The organism is Plectonema radiosum NIES-515, assembly GCF_025753815.1.
GTDB classification, from domain to species: Bacteria; Cyanobacteriota; Cyanobacteriia; order Cyanobacteriales; family Nostocaceae; genus Hassallia; species Hassallia radiosum_A.
The window spans coordinates 1-21646 of record NZ_JAOWRF010000004.1; the positions used below are offsets into that span (position 1 = coordinate 1).

General features: G+C 43.7%; 18 protein-coding genes. 7 read left to right on the forward strand and 11 right to left on the reverse strand.

The window, feature by feature from the left end; translation table 11 throughout:
• Positions 1 to 205: 205 nt before the first annotated feature.
• The 5 genes from msrA to kdpA all read right to left on the reverse strand — a co-directional run bounded on the left by msrA (position 206) and on the right by kdpA (position 6316).
• The gene (msrA, locus tag OGM63_RS00525) at positions 206 to 862 is read right to left on the reverse strand and encodes a peptide-methionine (S)-S-oxide reductase MsrA (RefSeq protein ID WP_263743541.1); all 657 of its coding nucleotides are present in this window, start codon (positions 860 to 862) and stop codon (positions 206 to 208) included.
• 86 nt (positions 863 to 948) lie between these two features.
• Entirely contained in the window at positions 949 to 1572 is a 624-nt protein-coding gene (gene kdpC, locus OGM63_RS00530; protein ID WP_263743542.1) for a K(+)-transporting ATPase subunit C, read from the reverse strand.
• Entirely contained in the window at positions 1572 to 1841 is a 270-nt protein-coding gene (locus tag OGM63_RS00535) for a potassium-transporting ATPase subunit F (protein WP_263743543.1), read from the reverse strand. The genes kdpC and OGM63_RS00535 overlap by 1 nt, the downstream gene beginning before the upstream one ends.
• Before the next feature lie 257 nt (positions 1842 to 2098).
• Positions 2099 to 4222, reverse strand: a complete 2124-nt coding sequence (kdpB, locus tag OGM63_RS00540) for a potassium-transporting ATPase subunit KdpB (RefSeq protein WP_318528378.1) — start codon at positions 4220 to 4222, stop codon at positions 2099 to 2101.
• Positions 4223 to 4570: 348 nt separating this feature from the next.
• Entirely contained in the window at positions 4571 to 6316 is a 1746-nt protein-coding gene (kdpA, locus tag OGM63_RS00545) for a potassium-transporting ATPase subunit KdpA (RefSeq protein WP_263743544.1), read from the reverse strand.
• Between the two features lie 310 nt (positions 6317 to 6626).
• On the opposite strand from kdpA, the gene OGM63_RS00550 reads away from it, so the two are divergent.
• The 5 genes from OGM63_RS00550 to leuD all read left to right on the forward strand — a co-directional run bounded on the left by OGM63_RS00550 (position 6627) and on the right by leuD (position 11968).
• A complete protein-coding gene (locus OGM63_RS00550) occupies positions 6627 to 7781 on the forward strand; it encodes a sensor histidine kinase (protein ID WP_318528379.1) in 1155 nt (384 codons plus the stop codon).
• A gap of 10 nt (positions 7782 to 7791) precedes the next feature.
• Positions 7792 to 8463 (forward strand): response regulator transcription factor, encoded by a 672-nt coding sequence (locus OGM63_RS00555; RefSeq protein WP_263743545.1) that lies wholly within the window; start codon positions 7792 to 7794, stop codon positions 8461 to 8463.
• Positions 8464 to 9025: 562 nt separating this feature from the next.
• Positions 9026 to 9625 (forward strand): hypothetical protein, encoded by a 600-nt coding sequence (locus tag OGM63_RS00560; protein WP_263743546.1) that lies wholly within the window; start codon positions 9026 to 9028, stop codon positions 9623 to 9625.
• 198 nt (positions 9626 to 9823) lie between these two features.
• On the forward strand, positions 9824 to 11227 hold the full coding sequence (gene leuC, locus OGM63_RS00565) for a 3-isopropylmalate dehydratase large subunit (RefSeq protein WP_263743547.1): 1404 nt from the start codon (positions 9824 to 9826) through the stop codon (positions 11225 to 11227).
• Between the two features lie 138 nt (positions 11228 to 11365).
• Positions 11366 to 11968, forward strand: coding sequence for a 3-isopropylmalate dehydratase small subunit (leuD, locus tag OGM63_RS00570; protein ID WP_263743548.1), 603 nt, complete (start codon positions 11366 to 11368; stop codon positions 11966 to 11968).
• Between the two features lie 119 nt (positions 11969 to 12087).
• Here the strand turns inward: leuD and OGM63_RS00575 are convergent, their stop codons facing one another.
• On the reverse strand, positions 12088 to 12621 hold the full coding sequence (locus OGM63_RS00575) for a hypothetical protein (protein ID WP_263743549.1): 534 nt from the start codon (positions 12619 to 12621) through the stop codon (positions 12088 to 12090).
• Between the two features lie 176 nt (positions 12622 to 12797).
• On the opposite strand from OGM63_RS00575, the gene OGM63_RS00580 reads away from it, so the two are divergent.
• Positions 12798 to 13283: a gluconokinase gene (locus tag OGM63_RS00580; RefSeq protein WP_263743550.1), complete on the forward strand. Its 486-nt coding sequence runs from the start codon at positions 12798 to 12800 to the stop codon at positions 13281 to 13283.
• A 122-nt stretch (positions 13284 to 13405) separates the two neighbouring features.
• Here OGM63_RS00580 and OGM63_RS00585 read toward each other — a convergent pair whose 3' ends face one another.
• Entirely contained in the window at positions 13406 to 15673 is a 2268-nt protein-coding gene (locus OGM63_RS00585) for a cation:proton antiporter domain-containing protein (protein ID WP_263743551.1), read from the reverse strand.
• A gap of 807 nt (positions 15674 to 16480) precedes the next feature.
• Positions 16481 to 16891: a hypothetical protein gene (locus tag OGM63_RS00590; protein ID WP_263743552.1), complete on the reverse strand. Its 411-nt coding sequence runs from the start codon at positions 16889 to 16891 to the stop codon at positions 16481 to 16483.
• 1180 nt (positions 16892 to 18071) lie between these two features.
• On the opposite strand from OGM63_RS00590, the gene OGM63_RS00595 reads away from it, so the two are divergent.
• A complete protein-coding gene (locus OGM63_RS00595) occupies positions 18072 to 18872 on the forward strand; it encodes a hypothetical protein (RefSeq protein ID WP_263743553.1) in 801 nt (266 codons plus the stop codon).
• A 189-nt stretch (positions 18873 to 19061) separates the two neighbouring features.
• Here the strand turns inward: OGM63_RS00595 and OGM63_RS00600 are convergent, their stop codons facing one another.
• The 3 genes from OGM63_RS00600 to OGM63_RS00610 form a co-directional block, all read right to left on the reverse strand.
• On the reverse strand, positions 19062 to 19511 hold the full coding sequence (locus OGM63_RS00600) for a CAAD domain-containing protein (protein WP_263743554.1): 450 nt from the start codon (positions 19509 to 19511) through the stop codon (positions 19062 to 19064).
• A 43-nt stretch (positions 19512 to 19554) separates the two neighbouring features.
• Complete coding sequence (locus OGM63_RS00605) at positions 19555 to 20019, reverse strand: BON domain-containing protein (protein ID WP_263743555.1); 465 nt, start codon at positions 20017 to 20019, stop codon at positions 19555 to 19557.
• A gap of 190 nt (positions 20020 to 20209) precedes the next feature.
• Positions 20210 to 21511, reverse strand: a complete 1302-nt coding sequence (locus OGM63_RS00610; RefSeq protein WP_263743556.1) for a general stress protein — start codon at positions 21509 to 21511, stop codon at positions 20210 to 20212.
• Between the last annotated feature and the right edge of the window lie 135 nt (positions 21512 to 21646).

The following is a 21646-nucleotide window of genomic DNA, read 5'->3' on the forward strand; positions in this document are numbered from 1 at the left end:
AGTTTGGAGTGGGGAGTTGGGTGTTTGGAGTTGGGAGTTGGGAGTTTGGAGTTGGGAGTTGGGAGTTGGGAGTTGGGAGTTGGGAGTTGGGAGTTGGGAGTTGGGAGTTGGGAGTTGGGAGTTGGGAGTTGGGGGTTTGGAGGAGCGTGGATAGCGGTAATTTTTGACAACGCTCCAACGCTCCCACGCTGCCACTAACAATCCCTCAAGATTGAACTACCCCCACAGGACAAGCAACATTTGTGCCACCTAAGCCGCAATAACCGCCGGGATTTTTGGCAAGATACTGTTGATGGTAGTCTTCTGCGTAATAAAACTCAGTAGCATCCAATATTTCTGTAGTAATCTTGCCATAACCTGCGGCGTTGAGGGCTTCTTGATAAGCATTTCTTGATGCTTCTGCCTCTTGCTTTTGAGTCTTGGAATACACGTAAACTCCAGAACGATATTGAGTGCCAGCATCATTTCCCTGACGCATTCCTTGGGTGGGGTTGTGGCTTTCCCAGAAGGTTTTGAGCAAGTCTGAGTAACTTATTACCTTGGGGTCAAACACAACTAACACAACTTCATTGTGACCGGTCATGCCGCTGCATACTTCTTTATAAGTGGGGTTAGGAGTTGAACCCGCAGCGTAACCTACGGAGGTGCTAAATACTCCCTCAAGTTGCCAGAATTTGCGTTCTGCACCCCAAAAGCAACCCATACCAAAGATTGCCATTTCCATACCTTGGGGGAATGGTGGCTTGAGTGGATTACCGTTGACATAGTGACGGTTGGTTAGTGGCATTTCTTCTGTCCGTCCTGTCAAAGCTTCTTCAGGAGTGGGCACGGTTAGTTTTTTACCAAATCCAAATATCGCCATAGTTTTTGCTTTAATTTATGAAAAACATCTTCACCATACTTAATATTGTAAATATTTTGGGTATGTGATGGTGTTCGGCGATCGCTCTAAATTCCAGGTTTTAACCGATCCAAAGCGAGATTTAATTTTAAGACGTTGACTCCAGGTTCACCAAAGATGCCGAGAAAGCGATTATCGGTGTTTTGAGAAATCAGGGTTTCGAGTTGGTTCGGTTCGAGTTGTCGCGCTTTTGCTACTCTGGAAATTTGCGCTTTGGCAGCTTCGGGGGTGATGTGGGGGTCAAGGCTAGAACCAGAGGTGTAAACTAAATCTGCTGTTGGTTGCACCCCGGCTTTTTTCAAACGATTGAAGTCACCTTCGTCGTTTTTTCCAAGGATGCGATCGCGCAATGCAGGATTGCTAGGAGCCAAGTTGCTAGCACCGGATACTCCAGTTTTTAACACTCCGGCTTCATCTTTTTTCGGGTCGGCTGTACTATAGCTGGTGGTGCTGGGACGACTGTTAAAGTAGCGGTTTGTTGTAAAAGGCTGACCAATTAAGGCAGAACCGACAACTTGATTTTGGGCATTCTTAATTAGACTACCATTTGCCTGAAAGGGAAATACGATTTGTCCGAAGGCAATCATCAGCAAAGGATAAATAATCGCTGTAATTACCCACAGTAATAAGCTAGAACGAACGGCTCTGCCGGCATCGCGTGCAAAACTCATTAGAATTTCTCCGGTACAAACATTACGAAAAATAGATATGTTGAAAGACTCAGAACCACTAATCCTAATAATCCCAATGCCCAAGATTGAGGACGAGAAAGTGTTTCACCAGTAGCGGCGTAGACTAGAGGCGCTACTATTAAGTTGAAACACATTGCTAAAAACAGATACAAGGGCAGCTTTTCTCTGCGCCATTGTGACCAAATTTCGGTTACTGTTTCTAATGTTTGGGCTAAGATTTGTTGTGATGGTATAAGATGTTTTTTCATAGTAGTCGGCGCTTCAGCGCTGAATGGCTTATTTTGATAACATTGTGTTGCTTTGTAGTCGGCGCTTCAGCGCTGAATCCTTTATTTTGATAACATTGTCCTGCTTTGTAGTTGTTGCCAAGCGCTGAATGGCTTATTTTGATAACATTGTGTTGCTTTGTAGTCGGCGCTTCAGCGCTGAATCCTTTATTTTGATAACATTGTCCTGCTTTGTAGTTGTTGCCAAGCGCTGAAGCGCTTACTACGAAAGAGAAAAATTAAGAGAAGGGTAGGATAATATCGATTAGTTTGATGGCAATAAAGGGTGCAATTACGCCGCCAACACCATAAAGTAGGATGTTACGTCTTAGCAGTTGATCTGCTGTGAGGGGACGGAATTTTACTCCTTTGAGTGCTAGGGGAATGAGTGCGGGGATAATCAGAGCATTATAAATTAGTGCTGAGATGATTGCAGATTGGGCGCTTTTGAGTCCCATAATATTAAGAGCGCCAATTCCTGATGCTGCGAAGATTGTGGGAATGATGGCAAAATATTTGGCGATGTCGTTGGCAATAGAAAATGTTGTCAATGCTCCACGGGTAATTAGTAACTGTTTACCAATGGTCACTAAGTCAATTAATTTTGTCGGGTCAGAGTCTAAGTCTACCATGTTAGCAGCTTCTTTGGCAGCTTGGGTGCCAGAGTTCATTGCTACGCCGACGTTTGCTTGAGCTAGTGCGGGTGCATCGTTGGTACCATCTCCGGTCATGGCTACGAGTTTACCTTGCGATTGTTCGGAGCGAATTACCTCAATTTTGTCTTCTGGAGTGGCTTCGGCGATGAAATCGTCAACTCCCGCCTCTTGAGCAATTACCTCAGCGGTGATGCTATTATCGCCTGTGAGCATGATGGTTTTCACACCCATCCGGCGGAGTTGATCGAAGCGTTCGCGCAAACCTGGTTTGACAATATCTTTGAGATAAATAACGCCGTAAATATCATTTTCCTGACAGACGGCTAAGGGTGTACCTCCTAAGCGGGAAACTCGCTCATAAGCTGCGTCTAAATCGTTGGGAATTTGACCCCCACGGGAACGAACAAAGCCTTTAATTGAATCTACCGCTCCCTTACGGACTTGTTTCCCATTGGGTAAATTAGTACCGCTCATGCGAGTTTTGGCGGAAAATTCCACAGCTTCTGCATTGTTGGGGTTGAAGCCTGCTTCAACTTTGTATTTTTCTGCTAATGTGACGATTGACTTACCTTCTGGCGTTTCGTCAAATACACTACCAGCTAGGGAAACTTGCGCTACATCTTCTACTGAGTGATTGTTGACGGGAATAAACTCGTTAGCCATGCGGTTGCCTAAGGTGATGGTGCCGGTTTTATCCAGAACTAAAGTGTTGATGTCACCACAAGCTTCTACTGCTCGTCCGGATGTGGCAATGACGTTGAATTGGGCAACTCTGTCCATCCCGGCAATACCGATCGCACTCAACAATCCACCGATAGTAGTGGGAATCAAAGCGACTAGCAACGAAATTAAAATGGCAACGCTAACACCAGCACGCAAACTGTTACCCGCTTCTGCTCCATAAACTGTGCTGACAAACTTGGCAATGTAGCCGGCAAAGGGGGGAACTGTGGAAACGACGATTAAAAATACTTGCGTCAGCACCGAAAGCAGAACTGTGAGCGCGATTTCGTTGGGTGTTTTGCTGCGTTCGGCACCTTCTACCAGAGAAATCATGCGATCGATAAAGCCTTGACCGGGATCGGCAGTAATCCGAATGATTAATTCGTCAGAAAGCAAGCGAGTACCACCAGTAACCGAAGTCGAAATATCTGTGCCCGGTTGCTTCAGTACAGGGGCAGATTCCCCAGTGATGGCAGACTCATCGACTGAGCCAATACCTTGTATCACTTCGCCATCGGCGGGAATCATCTCACCAGCACTGACCTTTACTTGGTCGCCCCGCCGCAATTCGGTAGAATTAACTTCTTGAATTGTACCATCGGGGAGCATTTTGCGAGCATTGGTATCCGATCGCGTAGATTTGAGTGCATCTGCTTGAGCTTTCCCACGTCCTTCAGCAACGGCTTCGGCAAAGTTGGCAAAAACAACGGTAAAAAATAAAATCAAGGTTATCAAGCCATTTAACAAGCGTTGCTGATTGACATCTGCCTCAATTGTGCCGAATAAGTTGGGGTTAAGAGTTACTAAAAAAACGATAATTGTCCCAATCCAGACAATGAACATTACCGGATTTCTCACAGCAGTTTTGGGATTGAGCTTGACAAATGACTCACGAATTGCTCTTTGGTAAAGTCCGCGCATGTCTGAAGAGGGAGTGTGTCTGCGGGATTCACGGGTTTGTTGCGGGGAAGTGGTGGTTTGCATACATTAGTCAAGTTGATGGTTGGAGCGTTGATGCAGGGTTTTTCATTCTTGGCATAACCCACCCAGAACTTAAGTTCTGGGCTAATAGCCAAAGTCTACTTAAGTAGACTGAAAATTTTGGCGTTGCTGATTAGATGTATGAAAATGATTGTGCGTGATGTCAAAACCCTTGTATAGACGCGATACAAAGAGCGTCTCTACATGCGGATTCATACCTGAATTCAGCAACGCCAAAATTTTTAATAGTCCTCTTCAGAGGACTTGAGCTATGAGCCTGGGGTTTATAACCCCAGGTGAGCCAGATGAGAATAAAATAACCCTGATGGTTGATGGTTCTTCCACTAACCACTAACCAATGCCTTTTGCGATTTGAAAGGCTTCACCAATTGGTCCCAATGCTAGGACGGGGAAGAAGGTGAGGGCACCGAGGATGAGAATTACACCGGCAGTGACGCCTGTAAATAGTCCGGTGTCGGTTCGCAATGTCCCAACTGTGAGGGGAACGGGTTGTTTGCGGGATATACTATCAGCAAGAAATAATAAACCGATCATGGGGACATAACGTCCAGCTAGCAAGCTGAAGCAGGTACTCAGGTTCCACCATAAAGCGGTTACGGTTGTTGCTGTACCTGTGGCGATCGCAATCGGAGATGGTTGAGAATCGCCTAAGCCTTCAAATCCAGATCCGTTATTGGCGGCAGCTGAGGCGTATTCGTAAATAACTTGGGAAAAGCCGTGGAAACCAGGATTGCTAATTCCGGCTAATTGGTCAGGAAATGCTAAAGTTATCCCCGCAGGTATTAAAATCGCAATGGGGTGGACTAACAAAATTAGGAAACTGGCAAGGACTACTTCCCGTTTTTCGATTTTGCGTCCGAGAAATTCGGGGGTGCGTCCCACCATCAAACCGGTGACAAATACTGCCAAAATTAGATAAGCAAATAAATAAGCGGTTCCTGTACCCTGTCCCCCAAAGACTATCTGAAGGAACATATTCGATAGGGTGACGAAACCACCATTAGGCATAAAGGAATCGTGTAAACTATTGACGGCACCGCACATGGTTGCGGTGGTGAAAACGGCAAACAATGCAGATTGTGCCCAGCCAAATCTAACTTCTTTACCTTCTAAGTTTGGCTGCTGTGAACCTAAAACCGCATTGATGGTGGGATTACCGTTATATTCCCCAATCGCTGTAATGATGATAAACACCACAAGAATGGCAAAGGGAATGCTGTAAACTAACCAGGCTTGTTTGAGGTTATTTGCAAACACTCCATAGGTGTATATCAATGAGGTAGGCACTGAAATCAGTGCTACAACCTGAATTAAGTTAACTAAGGGATTTGGGTTTTCAAATGGATGTGCTGAGTTAATGGCAAAAAATCCACCCCCGTTTTCCCCTAGTTGCTTGATAATTTCAAAGTGAGCAACCGGACCACGAGCGATCGCCTGACTTATGGTAGGATTTTCTAAGGTGGGAATTACCACAGGACCCGCTAAAGTTTCCGGAACTCCAGCCGCTATGAGGACAATTGCCCCAACAATACTAATGGGTAACAAAATCCGCATAATTGTGCGAATCAAGTCTACATAGAAGTTACCCAAAGGTCTACCTGTTAAACCCCGAATAAAAGCGATCGCTACTGCTATCCCCGTTGCAGCGGAGGTAAACATATGATACCCCAGTCCTAACATTTGGCTGGCGTAACTCATGTAAGTTTCCCCAGAATAATGCTGTTGATTGGTATTGGTGATGAAAGAAATGGTAGTATGTAATGCTGTGTCCCAAGTTGGCGCACCTATTTTGGTCGGGTTCAGCGGTAACCATCCCTGATTCATGATGATGATGAATATCAGCAATGCCATGACTACATTACTGTACAAAATTGCCCGTGCATATTGCCAGCCAGTCATGCTTTCTCTAGCTTGAACGCCGACTAAGGAATACAAAATACGCTCAACGGGGTTTAAAATGGGATCGAGAAAGGTTTGTCGCTCCAAAAAGACACCCGCCATGTATCGCCCAAATAACGGGGTAATTGCGATTACAATTAATAGCGTTAAGGCAATTTGAATCCATCCTTCTAACATTTTTTAACTAATTATTACAAGATTTTTACAAGTCGAAAAAAATTACTTTGTATTTGAATAGCTGGAATAATTTCTATCATTTCTCAATTGTTTCCGGAAAACAAGGAATAGAGGTATATAAAATCAGTTTATTTTTATGTTTAGCGTTTATTAAACGTAACTAAACGATGTTTATCAAAAATATATCTTCGGCACATATATTGTAGAGACGTTCCGGATATATTGTAGAGACGTTCCGCCGGAACGTCTTTACTGTAGTTTTTGGGGTAAAGTTAATCAAGAGAAAATCTGATTTAAGTTAGATTATATATTGAACAAAATTCACCCTAAGGATGGTTTCGTGAATGGTAGATTTCAAGCAAATTTACTGGCTAACAACTCGCGTTTAGGCAAATCTTTGCTGATTGTGGGTTTGTTTATCGTTGTTTTAGTTTTGGAGCTTTCTACCCCAAGCGACTACGTATTTGGGTATCTTTACACTGGACCGATTCTGCTGGCAAATTCTTGGTTAAATCAGAAAGCAACGTTGCAAGCAACATGCGTAGCGATGTTTTTAACGATGTTAAATGTGTGGGTGCCTGGGGGTCAAGTAATTATTGCTTCGACAGTAGCAGATCGAGCGATCGCTGTCATGGCTTTGATGGTAACGGGACTTTTAAGTCAACGTCTACGACGAACCCAAGAAGCGATCGCACTCACCCAAGGGAAGTTAGAATCACAAGAGCAATTAGTTAAACTAAGAGAAGATTTTGCTTCTACACTCACTCACGATTTGAAAACACCTTTGTTAGGAGCAATTGAAACTCTCAAAGCTTTCCAAAAAGAAAAATTTGGCATCGTTTCGTCGCAACAACACAAAGTCTTAGCAACGATGATTCACAGCCATGATAGTTCTTTGCAATTTGTCGAAACTTTATTAGATGTTTATCGCAATGATATTGAAGGTTTAAAGCTACATTTAGAACCCGTGGATTTAACTGTATTGGCAGAAGAAGTAGCTACTACTTTGATTGAAGTCGCTGCAACCCGACGAGTTAATTTATGCTTTCGCTATGGTGACTCAGATTTTCGCTCGTCGTTGTGGGTAAAAGGTGATGCTTGGCAATTGCAACGAGTATTGACAAATCTGCTAATTAATGCCATAAATCATTCGAGAAGAGGCGATCGCGTGGAAGTAATATTAGAATCTCAAGCTTCTTATCAAGTTGTGAAAATCTTAGATACCGGTGCAGGTATTCAACCAGAACAGCTTCCCCACTTATTTGAGCGATTTTATCAAGGACATAGCGATCGCCAAGCTAAAGGTTCAGGATTGGGGCTTTATTTATCTCGGCAAATTATTGAAGCGCATAACGGTATAATTTGGGCAGAGAACAGAAGTTATTCTCAAGATAGCTCCGCAACTACCAAAAGTGGAGCTATCTTTGGTTTCAAGCTCTCAGTTCACCCATATCAGCCATCTTAAGCTGTGCCAGATGCCGTCCACTGAATTAAAAATTCTCTTAGTTGAGGATGATGAACTTTTCCGCTTGGGATTGCAAGTACGATTGCAGCAAGAAGCTGACTTAGAGATTGTAGCTGAGGCTGAAGATGGAGAAACCGCCATCGAGTTAGTCAACCATCATGCGGTTGATATTGTTCTCTTAGATGTAGGATTACCGGGGATTGGGGGAATCGAAGCTTGTCGGCAAATAAAGCAGCGATATCCAAATTTACCGATATTAGTTCTTACTTCCCACTCCCAGAATTCACTGATTGCACGGTTGATTTCAGCCGGTGCTCAAGGTTATTGCCTGAAAGGAATTGCCGCCGAAAAGTTAGTTTTAGCACTGCGTTCTGTGGCTGCTGGGGCTTCATGGTGGGATGAAAATGCTACCAAAGAAATCCGTTCTACATTTGCGTCTCAACCGATCGAGGTTGATTCTAAGTTATCTACACCTGGAAATCCTCTGACGCACCGTGAACAAGAAATCTTATTACTGCTAGCAAACCGCAAAACCAATCAAGAAATAGCGGAAGCACTTTACATCACACCGGGAACAGTCAGAGTTCACGTTCATGCTATTTTACATAAACTGGGAGTAAGCGATCGCCACGCGGCTGTTATGATTGCTATACAAAAACAGTTAATTCAAAGCGATTCGTAGCGATCGCTCAAATCATTCCACACGATTGTAGAGACGTTCCACACGATTGTAGAGACGTTCTGGCGGAACGTCTTTACATAAACTGGGAGTAAGCGATCGCCACGCGGCTGTTATGATTGCTATACAAAAACAGTTAATTCAAAGCAATTCGTAGCGATCGCTCAAATCATTCCACACGATTGTAGAGACGTTCCACACGATTGTAGAGACGTTCCGGCGGAACGTCTTTACATAAACTGGGAGTAAGCGATCGCCACGCGGCTGTTATGATTGCTATACAAAAACAGTTAATTCAAAGCGATTCGTAGCGATCGCTCAAATCATTCCACGCGATTGTAGAGACGTTCCACACGATTGTAGAGACGTTCCACACGATTGTAGAGACGTTCCACACGATTGTAGAGACGTTCCACACGATTGTAGAGACGTTCCGGCGGAACGTCTTCACGAGGGTTTTTTGGTAAAATGAGGGGTCAGAACTACCATTTGCCAACGCTATCCGCAGAAGAAGTCACCGAATCTGACCACGTGTAGTAATATCAAGTTTGGGAACACCGGAACATTGGAAAAAATTATTACCCAAGAGTTTATCACTTTATTAACACAGAGCCAAGAAGCTTATCGTGGGCAAAAAATAGAACGTCCTCCAGCTTTATCGGTTGTAAATGCTTTATTACAAGCAGAAAAAGCTGCCAAACAACAACGACTGACGTATCCATTTGAATCAATGCTTGGTAAATGGCGCCTGTGCTTTACAACTGGAACCAAAAAGGTTAAGCATCGTCGGGGAATTAAGTTAGGCAACGGTTTTTATCTCCCCAAGTTTGCCCCAGCGCACATTTGTTTTAGTGCCACCCAAAATGCTGACAAAGGGGAAATTACTAATTCCATTCAATTTGGTTCACTTCAACTGAAACTAACTGGACCAGCTAAATACCTGGGTAAGAAGAATTTACTAGCGTTTGAATTTACCCAAATGCAAATCAGTTTATTTCGTCGTACTATATATAATGGTGAGATTCGCGGGGGCAAAACATCCTCTGAGGATTTTGATAATAGACCTCTTTCTCTTCTGCCTTTTTTCGCATTCTTTTTGGTGACACCAGACTTGATTGCAGCACGTGGTCGTGGGGGTGGGTTAGCACTTTGGATTCGAGATTGAAGATATCTTTACAGAATAAACCCAACAAGCATATTTTACAGCATTCAGAGAACGATTTTTTTCGGTTAACTCATATCTGAAAAGTCTTAATCCAAGGAGAAAAATATATTGGACATAATTAAGAAGTTTTTCTATTGTGATTAAAGGAATTAAAACTGACATCATAGATCCGACAGATCCAGGGACGACGAATAGAGTATGAGCAAGGGCACACTGTTTGATAAAGTTTGGGATTCACACACAGTTGGTACACTCCTGCAAGGACAGACGCAACTGTTTATTGGACTGCATCTGATTCATGAAGTCACCAGTCCCCAAGCCTTTGCGATGTTACGCGATCGCAATTTAAAGGTATTATTTCCTTCTCGGACTGTCGCTACGGTGGATCATATCGTGCCGACAGAAAATCAGGCACGTCCATTTGTGGATACCCTGGCAGAAGAAATGATGCAAGCGCTGGAGCAAAATTGTCAAGAAAATAACATTACATTTTATAACATTGGTTGTGGAAATCAAGGAATTGTGCATGTAATTGCGCCAGAACAGGGACTGACACAGCCAGGAATGACGATCGCTTGTGGTGATAGCCATACATCAACTCATGGTGCATTTGGAGCGATCGCTTTTGGTATCGGTACCAGTCAAGTGCGGGATGTCCTCGCTTCTCAAACCCTTGCGATGAACAAACTCAAGGTCCGCAAAATTGAAGTTAACGGCACACTCAAACCCGGTGTTTACGCCAAAGATGTCATTTTGCATATCATCCGCACCCTCGGCGTCAAAGGTGGTGTAGGATACGCCTATGAATTTGCAGGCAGCACCTTTGAGCAAATGAATATGGAAGAACGGATGACAGTCTGCAATATGTCCATCGAAGGTGGTGCGCGTTGCGGTTACATCAATCCCGACCAAGTTACATACCAATACCTCAAGGGTAGAGATTTTGCCCCAAAAGACGCAGATTGGGATAAAGCCGTTGCTTGGTGGGAATCGAACCGCAGTGATGCTGATGCCGAATATGATGATGTCGTAACCTTCGATGCTGGGGAAATTCCCCCTACTGTTACTTGGGGCATTACTCCCGGTCAAGGTATTGGAGTTAACCAAGCCGTACCCACTCCCGACGAACTACCCGCAGGCGATCGCACTCTTGCCCAAGAAGCTTATCGATACATGGATTTGGCTCCAGGTCAACCGATCCAAGGCACAAAAGTTGATGTTTGCTTCATTGGTAGCTGCACCAACGGACGAATTAGCGATTTGCGCGAAGCTGCCAAAATTGCCCAAGGACATCACGTTGCTGAAGGAATTAAAGCTTTTGTCGTCCCAGGTTCCGAACGAGTGAAAAAGCAAGCGGAAGCCGAAGGACTCGATAAAATCTTCACCGAAGCCGGCTTTGAATGGCGTGAAGCTGGATGTTCAATGTGTCTGGCGATGAACTCCGATAAACTTGAAGGACGGCAAATTAGCGCTTCTTCTTCAAATCGTAACTTCAAAGGACGCCAAGGTTCCTCCTCAGGTCGTACTTTATTGATGAGTCCGGCAATGGTTGCGGCAGCAGCGTTGAAAGGTGAAGTATTCGACGTGCGCGAATTGTTGTAAATCAAGACTGGGGACTGGGGACTGGGGAAAAAATTTCTCCAAGTCGTCCCCCTTGTCCCCCTTGTCTTCCTTGATCACGCAGTCCCCCTTGATCACGCAGTCCCCCTTGTCCCTAACCCCTAATCCCTAATCCCTAGTATGGTAAGTCAAGTTAAAGCAGTTTCCGGACGCGGTATTCCGTTGGTGGGTGATGATATTGATACCGATCGCATTATTCCGGCTCGGTATTTGCGTTGTGTAACTTTTGATGGTTTGGGCGAACATGCCTTTGCTGATGATAGAACAGGATTGAAAGGTGAGCATCCTTTTGATCGAGCGCAGTATCAAGGTGCTTCAATATTGTTAGTTAACCGCAACTTTGGCTGTGGTTCCTCACGGGAACATGCACCGCAAGCGATCGCTAAATGGGGTATTCAAGCGCTCATCGGTGAAAGCTTTGCGGAAATCTTTTTCGGTAACTGTGTCGCAATGGGCATTCCCTGCGTTACCGCTGATGCTGCTACCGTTAAGCATTTGCAAGAAATTGTCACAAACAATCCCCAAGCATCAATGACAGTGAATCTAGAAACAATGCAAGTACAATGTGGCGATTTTACTGGCACAGTTTCAATGGGTGAAGGTGCAAAAAACATGTTTATTGCCGGCACTTGGGATGCTTGCGGTCAGTTGGTTGCTTCTTCTGAACAAGTTCGAGCTACTGCGGCAAAGTTGCCTTATGTAAGTTGGAGTAAAATAGCCTAAGTTCAGGTTAATCTGAGTTGCACCAGGCGATTAAAATCGCCTGGGTGTTAGTGCAAGGTATTATATGTGTAAATAATCGTTTGTCTTTTCCCCTGACTCAGCGTGTAAGGGATTTTTATTTAGTGGCGATCGCGTGTCAGATCAAAAAGGACTTTTTCGTAAATCCATTCTTCAGATTTGTCTGGATTTTTGGATTTTTGGCTATCAATCAGACGGTTGACCGCTTCACTATCACCTTGAAGCAATCTGACCATCTGACCGTATAATTTTCTGGTTTGTGGGCTATGTGGACGAAGTGACGAAAAAGGAGTAAGTGGCTGGTTAGTTGTCTGGGTTGGTCTGACTTGTTGTCTGTTGTTATTGCTGTTAATTTGTAAAGATGGTTGAGGCTGTTGTGGAGGTGGTGGAGCGAATTGGTTAAAAGAAGGAGTAAGCGACTGGTTAATTGGTGGAATTGTCTGGTTTCGTTTCACTTGTTTTAGTTTGTTGTAACTGTTAGTCGGTGAAGATGGTTGATACTGTCGTGGGGTTAGGGGAGCCGATTGCTTTTGCTTACGAATTACATTAACTGGCAGGCAGTCAAAGGCAAGCATGACTATTAAGATTACTCCCACTAATAAAAAAAACCAAAGGCAGTAAATTAGAATTTCCATAGATTGGGTTGGTTGAGCAACTCAATCCACAATGCGCGGATTGTCCCACTAAAGACATCGGAAATTCCCCGCATTTATGTACTCCGTAATTTTTCGGACTTTGGTTTATAGGCAGAGTGTCCCGATTTTTAATATGCTACTCAATTTGTGTTGAAGCTTCTCTCGAATAGCCTTCTATGATAATTCTCGTGATGGGTGTCTCTGGTTCCGGCAAAACCACCATCGGGCAACTGCTGGCAGAATCTTTGCATTGGGAATTTAGAGATGCCGATTCTTTTCACACCCCAGAAAATATTGAGAAAATGCGTCACGGTATCCCTCTCAACGATTTAGATAGAATGCCGTGGTTGCTAGCAATCCAACAAGGAATACAACATTGGCTGCAACAAAATAAAAATGTAGTTTTAGCCTGTTCGGCACTAAAAGCCAGCTATCGTCAGTATCTCTTAATTGGCGATCAACGGGTTAAGTTAGTTTACCTTAAAGGTTCGTTTGAGTTAATTCAAAAACGCTTGCTAGAGCGTCAAAATCATTTCATGAGTGAAAAACTTCTTCAAACTCAGTTTGATACCCTTGAGGAGCCAAAATATGCTATATCCGTAGATATTTCCGAGCCAGTAGAGCATATAGTGCAAAAGCTCAGAATCCTAACTGATTTGTGAACCGGCTTCCAAATGTACTTGTGCTTCCTCACGAGTCCTTGGTTGAAGCAAGAAAATAACATCAAGCTTAACTTCGGGTAAGTTTGAGTAAGTTTATTAGAGCAGTGAAAGCACAACTTCAATCAACGCCACGAATTAGCATTTAACGTAATTACGGCTACCGGACAAGGTGCCTTATTCAGGATAGCATCGGCGCGGTGTCCGAAAAACACGCGATTTGTTACCGTCCGAATAGTGCTACCCATGACAATTAAATCTACTTGGTGAGAATGGGCAAAGTTGAGAATTTCTAATTCGGGAATTCCCGTCAGAATTACAGTTTTAACTTCCGCACCTAGTCCCCGTCCGAGGGAAGCTTGCTGTTGCACAATTTGCTCGGCAATATCTGTTATCGATCGCATTGTCTGCTCTTCAAACAAAATATACTCGCGCTGAGTTCGATTCACAACATTAACTAATGTCACAATTGCTCCAGTTTGAGCCGCGATTGTGCTAGCAACCTCAACTGCATATTCGCTGTGTTCGCCGCCACTAGTAGGCACTAAAATCTGACTAATCTTGTAAGAGTTAATTGCTTCACCCAAATCCTTCGCGTTGAGCAAATTCGACTTCACCACCATTGTGGCGCAAGGAGCTTCTTGAATGACGCGATCGACTAGGACATTAAATAAAGCCCCACCTTTGCGCGGACTTTCACTTGCACCAATGACAATCAAGTCATATCCTTTCCTGGCTTCTTTAACAATCACGTCAGCAATATCGTTTCCCGATTCTACTTTCGTGTTCAACATTCCATCCGTCGGCAGGTCAATTTGATCGGCTACGGCAGCGATCGCTAATTCCGGCGTATTAATTTTGATGTCTTTCCTCGTAAAATTTACTGATGCACCTATGTTTTGTTTATCTCTTTTAGCAAACAAAGCCGTTACTTCTAGGGTATTCTGGTGTGCGAGATGGCTAACTAACTGAGCAGCTAATCTGACATTCGGTCCACCTTGAGTAGGTAGCAATATTCGGCGGATGCGCTTAATAAAACTGCGGCTTGCGAGTTGTTCTTTTTGCAAGCGTTGAGCTTCTTCTTCACCGATTTCGACTTTCGACAACGACCAGCGTAACAAAGGGGGAGCCATTAAAGAAGTAACGATCGCCACCATGACAATAATCGAATACATTTGCTGGTTTAGCACGCCCAAGGAAACGCCGATAGTAGCAACAATAATCTCCATTGCGCCACGGGCATTCATCCCCGAACCCATCGCGATACCTTCCCAGTGCGACAACCCACCGACACGAGAACCGATGTAGGCTCCAGTGAACTTGCCAAAACAGGCGATCGCCAACACAATTAAACCAATAAAGAATGTCTCCGGTGCCAGCAATTTCACTAAATCAACTTTTAATCCGGCTGTAGCAAAGAAAATCGGTGCCAGAAATCCAGCCGTAATCACTTCCAAAGTAATCCCCGCTTCGCGACTAAAACGTGGCGATTGTCCGGCGAGAATCCCAATAACAAAAGCTCCCAGTGCAGCTTCAATGCCTAAACTGTGAGTCAAAGCGGCAGCACCAAGCGCCAAAACTAACAAAGCCGACAAACTAGCTGTAGCACCACCGATGTAATCATCTACCCAGCGTAACACCCAAGCCATAAGCGATCGCCCGATGGTAAAGGCAAGTCCTAAAAATATTACTGCTCCCGCAACCGACCTAAATACCGTTGGGAAATCGAATTTGCCACTAGTTGCTAAACCCGACACCACAGAAAGGAGAATCCAGCCAAGAGTATCATCAGTCATACCCGCAGCTAAGGTAACTTGCCCAATGTCGCGCCGAATCAACTTTAAGTCCATCAGTACCTTGGCAATTACCGGAACTGCTGAGATACTCATCGCAGTCGCGATAAATAAGCTGAAAATTAACCGTTGGTTAGGGTTTGCTAAGAAGTTATCTGGTAGCAACCATCCCAATCCCAATCCTGTGGCAAAGGGAACAATAATCCCCCCTAAAGAAATCAGCAGGGCGATTTTGCCTTTGCGGACAATTAAGTTTAAGTCTGTTTCCAATCCAGTTACAACCAGCAAAAATAGCACTCCCAACCAGGAGACTACCGAAAGTAAATCTGACTGTGCCTGAAGCCGGGGAAAAATTTGCTTTTGTAAACTTGGCAGAATTAACCCGAATATCGATGGACCCAGAACCACCCCTGCCAGCAGTTCACCGATTACCGGCGGTAATTGGATTCGCCGCATAAATTCGCCTAAGCCTCTGGCGACAAAAAGCAACAAAGCTAACTCCAGTAACATCAGAAACAACTCGTGATGACCGAGGGGCTTGATCAAACCTTTTTCGGTTGCTGCACCAGCGGTGAGGAAAAGGTCAAGCAGTAAATTCATGTTTGTTTATTGAGATTTTTCATGGTTGTGTTATGAAAATTTTCTATGGTCAGCGAAGAAAAGTCATCTATATATTAAGTTAAGTTATTTAAATATATTTTTGACGCCCGTCAACGCAATAAAAAATGGTGAGAGCGATTAAATAAGCGACGACCGGGACTTTCTTCCCGACCGTCGCACTGACAATGCCATATAACCATTACATGTCTGGTAGAAATTAATTATGCGTTGCCCGAACCCCTTGTAGAGACGTTCCTCAGGAACGTCTCTACGTATGACTCTGGAGATGTCTCTTAGATGTCTGGTAGAAATTAATTATGCGTTGCCCGAACCCCTTAGACATCTCCATAAATTAATTATACGTTCCCCCAAACCCTTGTAGAGACGTAGGGCGCGGAACGTCTCTACGTCTTTTATGGAGATGTCTCTTGTCGAGACGGCGATACCCTTGCGTCTTTACGTCTTTTATGGAGATATCTATTAGATATCGACCGAATTTAAACATGCGTTATCCAAACCCCAAGAGACGTAGCAGTGCTACGTCTCTACATTCTTTTTCACGCCGGCGTTGCTGATTTCATGTATGAATGTGATTTTATCCAATAGATATCTCCGGAAAACAATGTAGAGACGCGAAATTTCGCGTCTCTTGGGGTTTGGATAACGCATATTTAATTTTCGGAGATGTCTAATACCAAAATCCTCGCAAAGACGTAGCACTTGGTAGTCTCTACATGCGGATTCATACCTCAATTGGTGCAACACCTTCACACCTATGTCTATCAGAGAAACTTAGATGGTGCAAGACTAAACTGCACCCGGACCTCTACCGCGTTTGTCACCTGTTTCGGTCAGTTCTCCTTGCTTGTCTTCGTTGATTTCTGCAAGTTCTTCGACCCGTGCAGCTTCGTCTGCTGCTGCTGTTTGGCTTGCGTCTCCGGGTGTTTCGTAGTACATTTCCGGTTCGACTGCGTAGTTGTTCAACAGACCTTCTTTATCGACTGTGTAACCGTCTGTGGTGCGGATGCTGTCACCAGGGTGGGTTTGGTCGTCGGTGGTTGCACTTGCTTGCCTTTCTTCGGTAGGAGTTGTTTTAAATTGATCTCCTTCTCTTTCTCTACGAGCCGCAGTTTCCGCAGGCACAATACCTTTATCGTAATTATCTTCTTTGACGCGATCGGATGAATCTACTGCTTTATTAAACTTTTCATTAGACATAAATCAAATCCTTTTTCAACTGATTGAATAACTTTCAAAACTAGATTAAGGGTTTTTGTTATGACAATTACACTATCTTTAGAAAGGAATCAGCTCCAAAAATTCCATTTTTATCTCTATCATTAGGTAGACTTTTGCCGAAGATATAAACAAAGTTTTATCAAACAAGTACTGGAGAAGATAGATTTCTCTGCGTTTTAATAGGGACTTCAAGGAATAAATTACTCAACAAAAATAAAGACTCCACATTTAAATAATAATAATCATCATTACGAAGGTTGAAAAGCTGGTTACTGATGGCAACCAGCTTTTCAACCTTCAATTATCCATGAAGAACGAGACTAACTTTTCGCCATAGAATCTTAATTAGAATTGGAATTATACTTTTGAAAGCTCGATTAATTTGTTTTTTTAATTACTCTTTCATTGTCGATTTTATCTAGATGATATCTAAATATAATTACTAAATAAAATTATATTCAAGGTTTTCGCTGTGTTTTCGATACTATCTGTACTACTAGCAGCCCTCACTAAAATTTCAAATAAAGTTTTTTGGTAACATGGTCCTTGGATTTCAATAAAGTTATCCGGAAATTAGGCTTTTAGCGTTGCTGTACAAGACTTTGAAGCTCATTTACGGATATGTCTAAGGGAGAAATTTTCCGCCAAACACTCAATAACCTCTTCTAGGGTTTCTGAATCAGTTAGAGCTATTGCTCTGACGAAAAAGTCAATTGATTTTGGCTAACAACGTAGTATGCAATATTTCCATCATTTCACTTTTTATATAATGATAAGCGTTATTAATATTGATAGTATATGAAGATACTGGAATGTACGTATTGTTTGGCGATCGCCCTTTTGATAAAACTTTATGATCTACTGAAACAGCGGTATTGCATAAAACGGCGATAATTAAGCTGTAAATTCCTGTAAAAACTTACATAGAAACAGTTGACATTTACTAGCTTGAGTGGGAGACTTACCAAAAGTTTACGGAAGTGTGTAAACTTCAAGTCCCAAATTTTAGAGTTATTTACCTGAAGGAATAATTGAAATGACCACAGAATCCAGCCAAATTCTCTTAAAGAATTCAGCAAACGGCGTGACCGTAAAGTTGGACGGTGAAAAGGGCAATTTGCTCGCCGGTGGCAGCGGCACTGAAGGCGACGTAATCCTGTTGGATCCCGCAGGCAAGCAGACTGTTCACATTGATGGTGGCAATGGCAACCTGACTATGGGTGGCAATGATTCCCAAGGGGATGTCACCCTGTTGAATGACGCAGGCAAGCAGACTGTTCACATTGATGGTGGCAATGGCAACCTGACTTTAGGTAGCAATGGTTCCGAAGGCGACGTAATCCTGCTAGATGACGCAGGCAAGCAGACTGTTCACATTGATGGTGGCAATGGCAACCTGACTATGGGTGGCAATGATTCCCAAGGGGATGTCACCCTGTTGAATAACGCAGGCAAGCAGACTGTTCACATTGATGGTGGCAACGGCAACCTGACTTTAGGTGGCAATGGTTCCGAAGGAGATGTCACCCTGTTGGATACCGCAGGCAAGCAGAGTGTTCACATTGATGGTGGCAACGGCAACCTGACTTTAGGTGGCGAGAGTCACAATGGGGACATTCGTTTGCTGGACAGTACTGGTAAACTCACTGTTCACATTGATGGCGGAACGGGAGACATCCTTGTAGGAGGTGCTTCACTCAAGCCAGCGGACTTCGTGTTTGCAGCCAATTATGACTTGCCAACCCTCAGTGACGTGAGTGCCTTCATCCGTAAGAATGGACATCTTCCTAGAATCCAATCGGGCGAAGAGATGAAAAATGCTGGTGTCAACCTGACTGAATTTACGATGAACCTGTTGCAAAAGCTGGAAGAGTTAACCCTTTATCTCATCCATCAGGACAATACTATTAGTAAGCAACAGCAACGCATCGAACAATTGGAAAACCATATTTCTAAGTAGGTTTTTGATTGGTTCTGCTTTGCTTACCGATGGCTGTATTCATTAATAGCGATCGTGTTTTTAGTAACCCTATAGGGTATAAGAAAACGGTCAAGTCAGAAAGTTGATTTCGACTTGACCGCAAACAAGCAAAAATTTCCGGATACAACCTTTCAGAAAATTAAATTTGCAAGCTCGGCAAGGGTTAGTTTACATTTCTGAAAGGTTGCTGCCAAAAGTCTGTTTATTGAGCGATTGAATGTTCGCAGATAATTCTTGCCGAGTCGAATCTTTGAGTAAATAGCGGAAAGTAAACCAAGTTGAGTAACTAATTCCCACTAACTCAAAAGTTGGAGATAGCAGCGGAATCTCATTGATGGCATCCAAAATTGCCAGAACTACTTTGACTGTGACAATTGCTGCGATAAATAAACCAATGTTGATAATTGGTTTCTTGTAGTCGCTAAAGAATCTACCGATGTTTTCCGGCAAATTCGCCAAAAAATCGGAAACTTGTTGTCCAAATTCTTGCAATTGGTTTTCCGGTTCACTCGCAGGTAGTAGCATTGGCAGATTTTGCGGGTTTGAACCTTCAATTGCTACCATTTCCTTTGGTGAAGTGTGAGTAGCGTATTCCGATTGTTGTAAGTTTGCGTCCATGTTTATTCTGCTTTGACGAAGAGAAAAAATGTTTGTCTGGGGATTATTTCTTAACAACGGTTGCTTTATTTACCACTTGTTTGACACCTTTAATTTCTTTAGATAAAGGTTCAATCTTAGCTAATTGGGCTTCATTAGTTACAGTTCCGGTAACAGTTACTGTGCCATCTTTTGTAGCATCAACTGCTAAACTACTACCGGGGGTGTTAGCTTCCAATTTAGAGCGAACTTGGCTTTTGAGGTCGCCTACGGCTCTGTCGGTATCGCCTCCAGTGATATTATTCCGTTCTTCGCGAGCCTTAATGTCGGCATTTAGCTGTCTTCTGCGGACTTCACTTTGGGCGTCTTCTTTGGCAGCTTCAGTTGCTTGTACGCTTGGCGCTTCGGTTTGAGATACGGTTTTATTAGCGTCATTTGGTGCATCGGCGCTAGTTTTAGCGGGATTTTGACAAGCAGCAGCACCAAAAAGTAATAAAGCACTAATAAAGAAAGGAGTTAGCTTTTTCATTTGTTTAATTCTTTATAGAAACAGGTAAATTGTGAAGTGGTGAGGAGGAAGTTTTCCATTGTTTTGGCATGGAAGTCAAAAATCAAGAAATGCGGTTCATTCTGTCGCTTTGACTCTTGATTTCTGACTTTCGACTTTTGCCTTCAATTATTAGATGTCATCGGGGAAAGTCGATTAGCTGAAAATACTATTACACGCGTTCATCCCGACGGTCAATAATGATTACTGAGGCTTCGTCGCGATCAACTGTCGGCGGTACGTAATTGGTTTGGGTAGTGTTAACTACTGGTGTTGGTTGAGTCACAACTGAGCGATCGCCTGCACGATCTAAATCGGTAGCATCATAGATGTTAAACTCTTCAACATGTCTGGTTTTGAGGATTTCTTCGGCGCGGTGAATTTCTGCGTCTGTACCATCAACGATTACCAAATAGTCGCCTCTGTCAATGCGATCGTTATAAATTTTCGCATTTTTTTCGGGAATTCCTAAACCAACTAATCCCCCAGCTATACTCCCAGCTGCTGCACCAATGGCGCCACCTGTCAGAGCTGTAGCTAAAGCAGTTGCAGCCGCACCACCTAATAGTACAGGACCCACTCCCGGAATCGCTAGGGTGCCAAGACCAACTAATAAGCCGCCTAAACCGCCTAATGCACCACCTGTAACTGCACCTGCTTTTGCCCCATCGTCGGCTTTGGTATCGTCTACACGGTCATTTAGACCCACTCCAGCGACGTTGTGGTCTCCATTTTTACCGATGATGGAAACATGATCCATCGATATTCCACCATCGCGCAAATCGCCAATTGCAGCTTCAGCATCGCGACGATGAGAAAATACACCGATCGCTCGTTTTCTGTGCAGAGATGCACTGACAACCGGAGTCGCAGCAACTGAAGCTACACCAACATCTCTAGTAGCCACACCTGAAGTTATTGGGGGGCTATTTGGATGGTCATAAATGCCAAACTCTTCTACACCACCAGTATGCAGAATTTTTTCCGCTTCGGCAATTTCTGCATCTGTGCCATCAAGGATGACTAAATATTGTCCTTGTTGTACGCGATCGTTGTAAACTCTAGCTCGTTCTTCGGGAATTCCCAAACCAATTAATCCACCCAACAAACTACCAGCTAATGCACCAATACCCGCTCCTGCTAAAGTTGTTGCTAAGGCAGTTGCTGTTGCACCAGCCAGCATAATTGGTCCAATTCCCGGAATTGCTAAAGTCCCCAAACCAACTAACAAGCCTGTCAATCCACCTAAAGTACCACCGGAAACTGCACCAACTGTGGCACCTTCATCAGATTTATCACCAACACGTTCTGTGACTGCCGCACCAGCTATATCTCGATCGCCGTCTGCATCTTGCACCACGACAGACACTCTATCCATATCAAAGCCGGATTTTTTCAGTTCATGCAGCGCAGCTTCTGCATCGCGGCGATTAGTAAATACACCTACAGCACGTCTATGTACTCCCACAACCATTTTCAAATTCTCCAATACTAATATTTTTCTTTCTTTAGGCGCTCGAATAATTCTATTTATCCATTTTCTTAGTAAACTCGTCATCAATCCCTTGGAATAACTTCTACCTCTATCTGGAGTATGATATGAGTTCTT

Excerpts from the sequence above, each read along its gene's own strand:
- leuC (WP_263743547.1), top strand. The coding sequence starts at position 9,824 with ATGAGCAAGGGCACACTGTTTGATAAAGTTTGGGATTCACACACAGTT.
- OGM63_RS00590 (WP_263743552.1), bottom strand. The coding sequence starts at position 16,891 with ATGTCTAATGAAAAGTTTAATAAAGCAGTAGATTCATCCGATCGCGTC.
- OGM63_RS00580 (WP_263743550.1), top strand. The coding sequence starts at position 12,798 with ATGATAATTCTCGTGATGGGTGTCTCTGGTTCCGGCAAAACCACCATC.
- OGM63_RS00610 (WP_263743556.1), bottom strand. The coding sequence starts at position 21,511 with ATGGTTGTGGGAGTACATAGACGTGCTGTAGGTGTATTTACTAATCGC.
- msrA (WP_263743541.1), bottom strand. The coding sequence starts at position 862 with ATGGCGATATTTGGATTTGGTAAAAAACTAACCGTGCCCACTCCTGAA.
- leuD (WP_263743548.1), top strand. The coding sequence starts at position 11,366 with ATGGTAAGTCAAGTTAAAGCAGTTTCCGGACGCGGTATTCCGTTGGTG.
- kdpC (WP_263743542.1), bottom strand. The coding sequence starts at position 1,572 with ATGAGTTTTGCACGCGATGCCGGCAGAGCCGTTCGTTCTAGCTTATTA.
- OGM63_RS00555 (WP_263743545.1), top strand. The coding sequence starts at position 7,792 with ATGCCGTCCACTGAATTAAAAATTCTCTTAGTTGAGGATGATGAACTT.
- OGM63_RS00600 (WP_263743554.1), bottom strand. The coding sequence starts at position 19,511 with ATGGACGCAAACTTACAACAATCGGAATACGCTACTCACACTTCACCA.
- OGM63_RS00535 (WP_263743543.1), bottom strand. The coding sequence starts at position 1,841 with ATGAAAAAACATCTTATACCATCACAACAAATCTTAGCCCAAACATTA.
- OGM63_RS00585 (WP_263743551.1), bottom strand. The coding sequence starts at position 15,673 with ATGAATTTACTGCTTGACCTTTTCCTCACCGCTGGTGCAGCAACCGAA.
- OGM63_RS00605 (WP_263743555.1), bottom strand. The coding sequence starts at position 20,019 with ATGAAAAAGCTAACTCCTTTCTTTATTAGTGCTTTATTACTTTTTGGT.
- OGM63_RS00575 (WP_263743549.1), bottom strand. The coding sequence starts at position 12,621 with ATGGAAATTCTAATTTACTGCCTTTGGTTTTTTTTATTAGTGGGAGTA.
- kdpA (WP_263743544.1), bottom strand. The coding sequence starts at position 6,316 with ATGTTAGAAGGATGGATTCAAATTGCCTTAACGCTATTAATTGTAATC.
- kdpB (WP_318528378.1), bottom strand. The coding sequence starts at position 4,222 with ATGCAAACCACCACTTCCCCGCAACAAACCCGTGAATCCCGCAGACAC.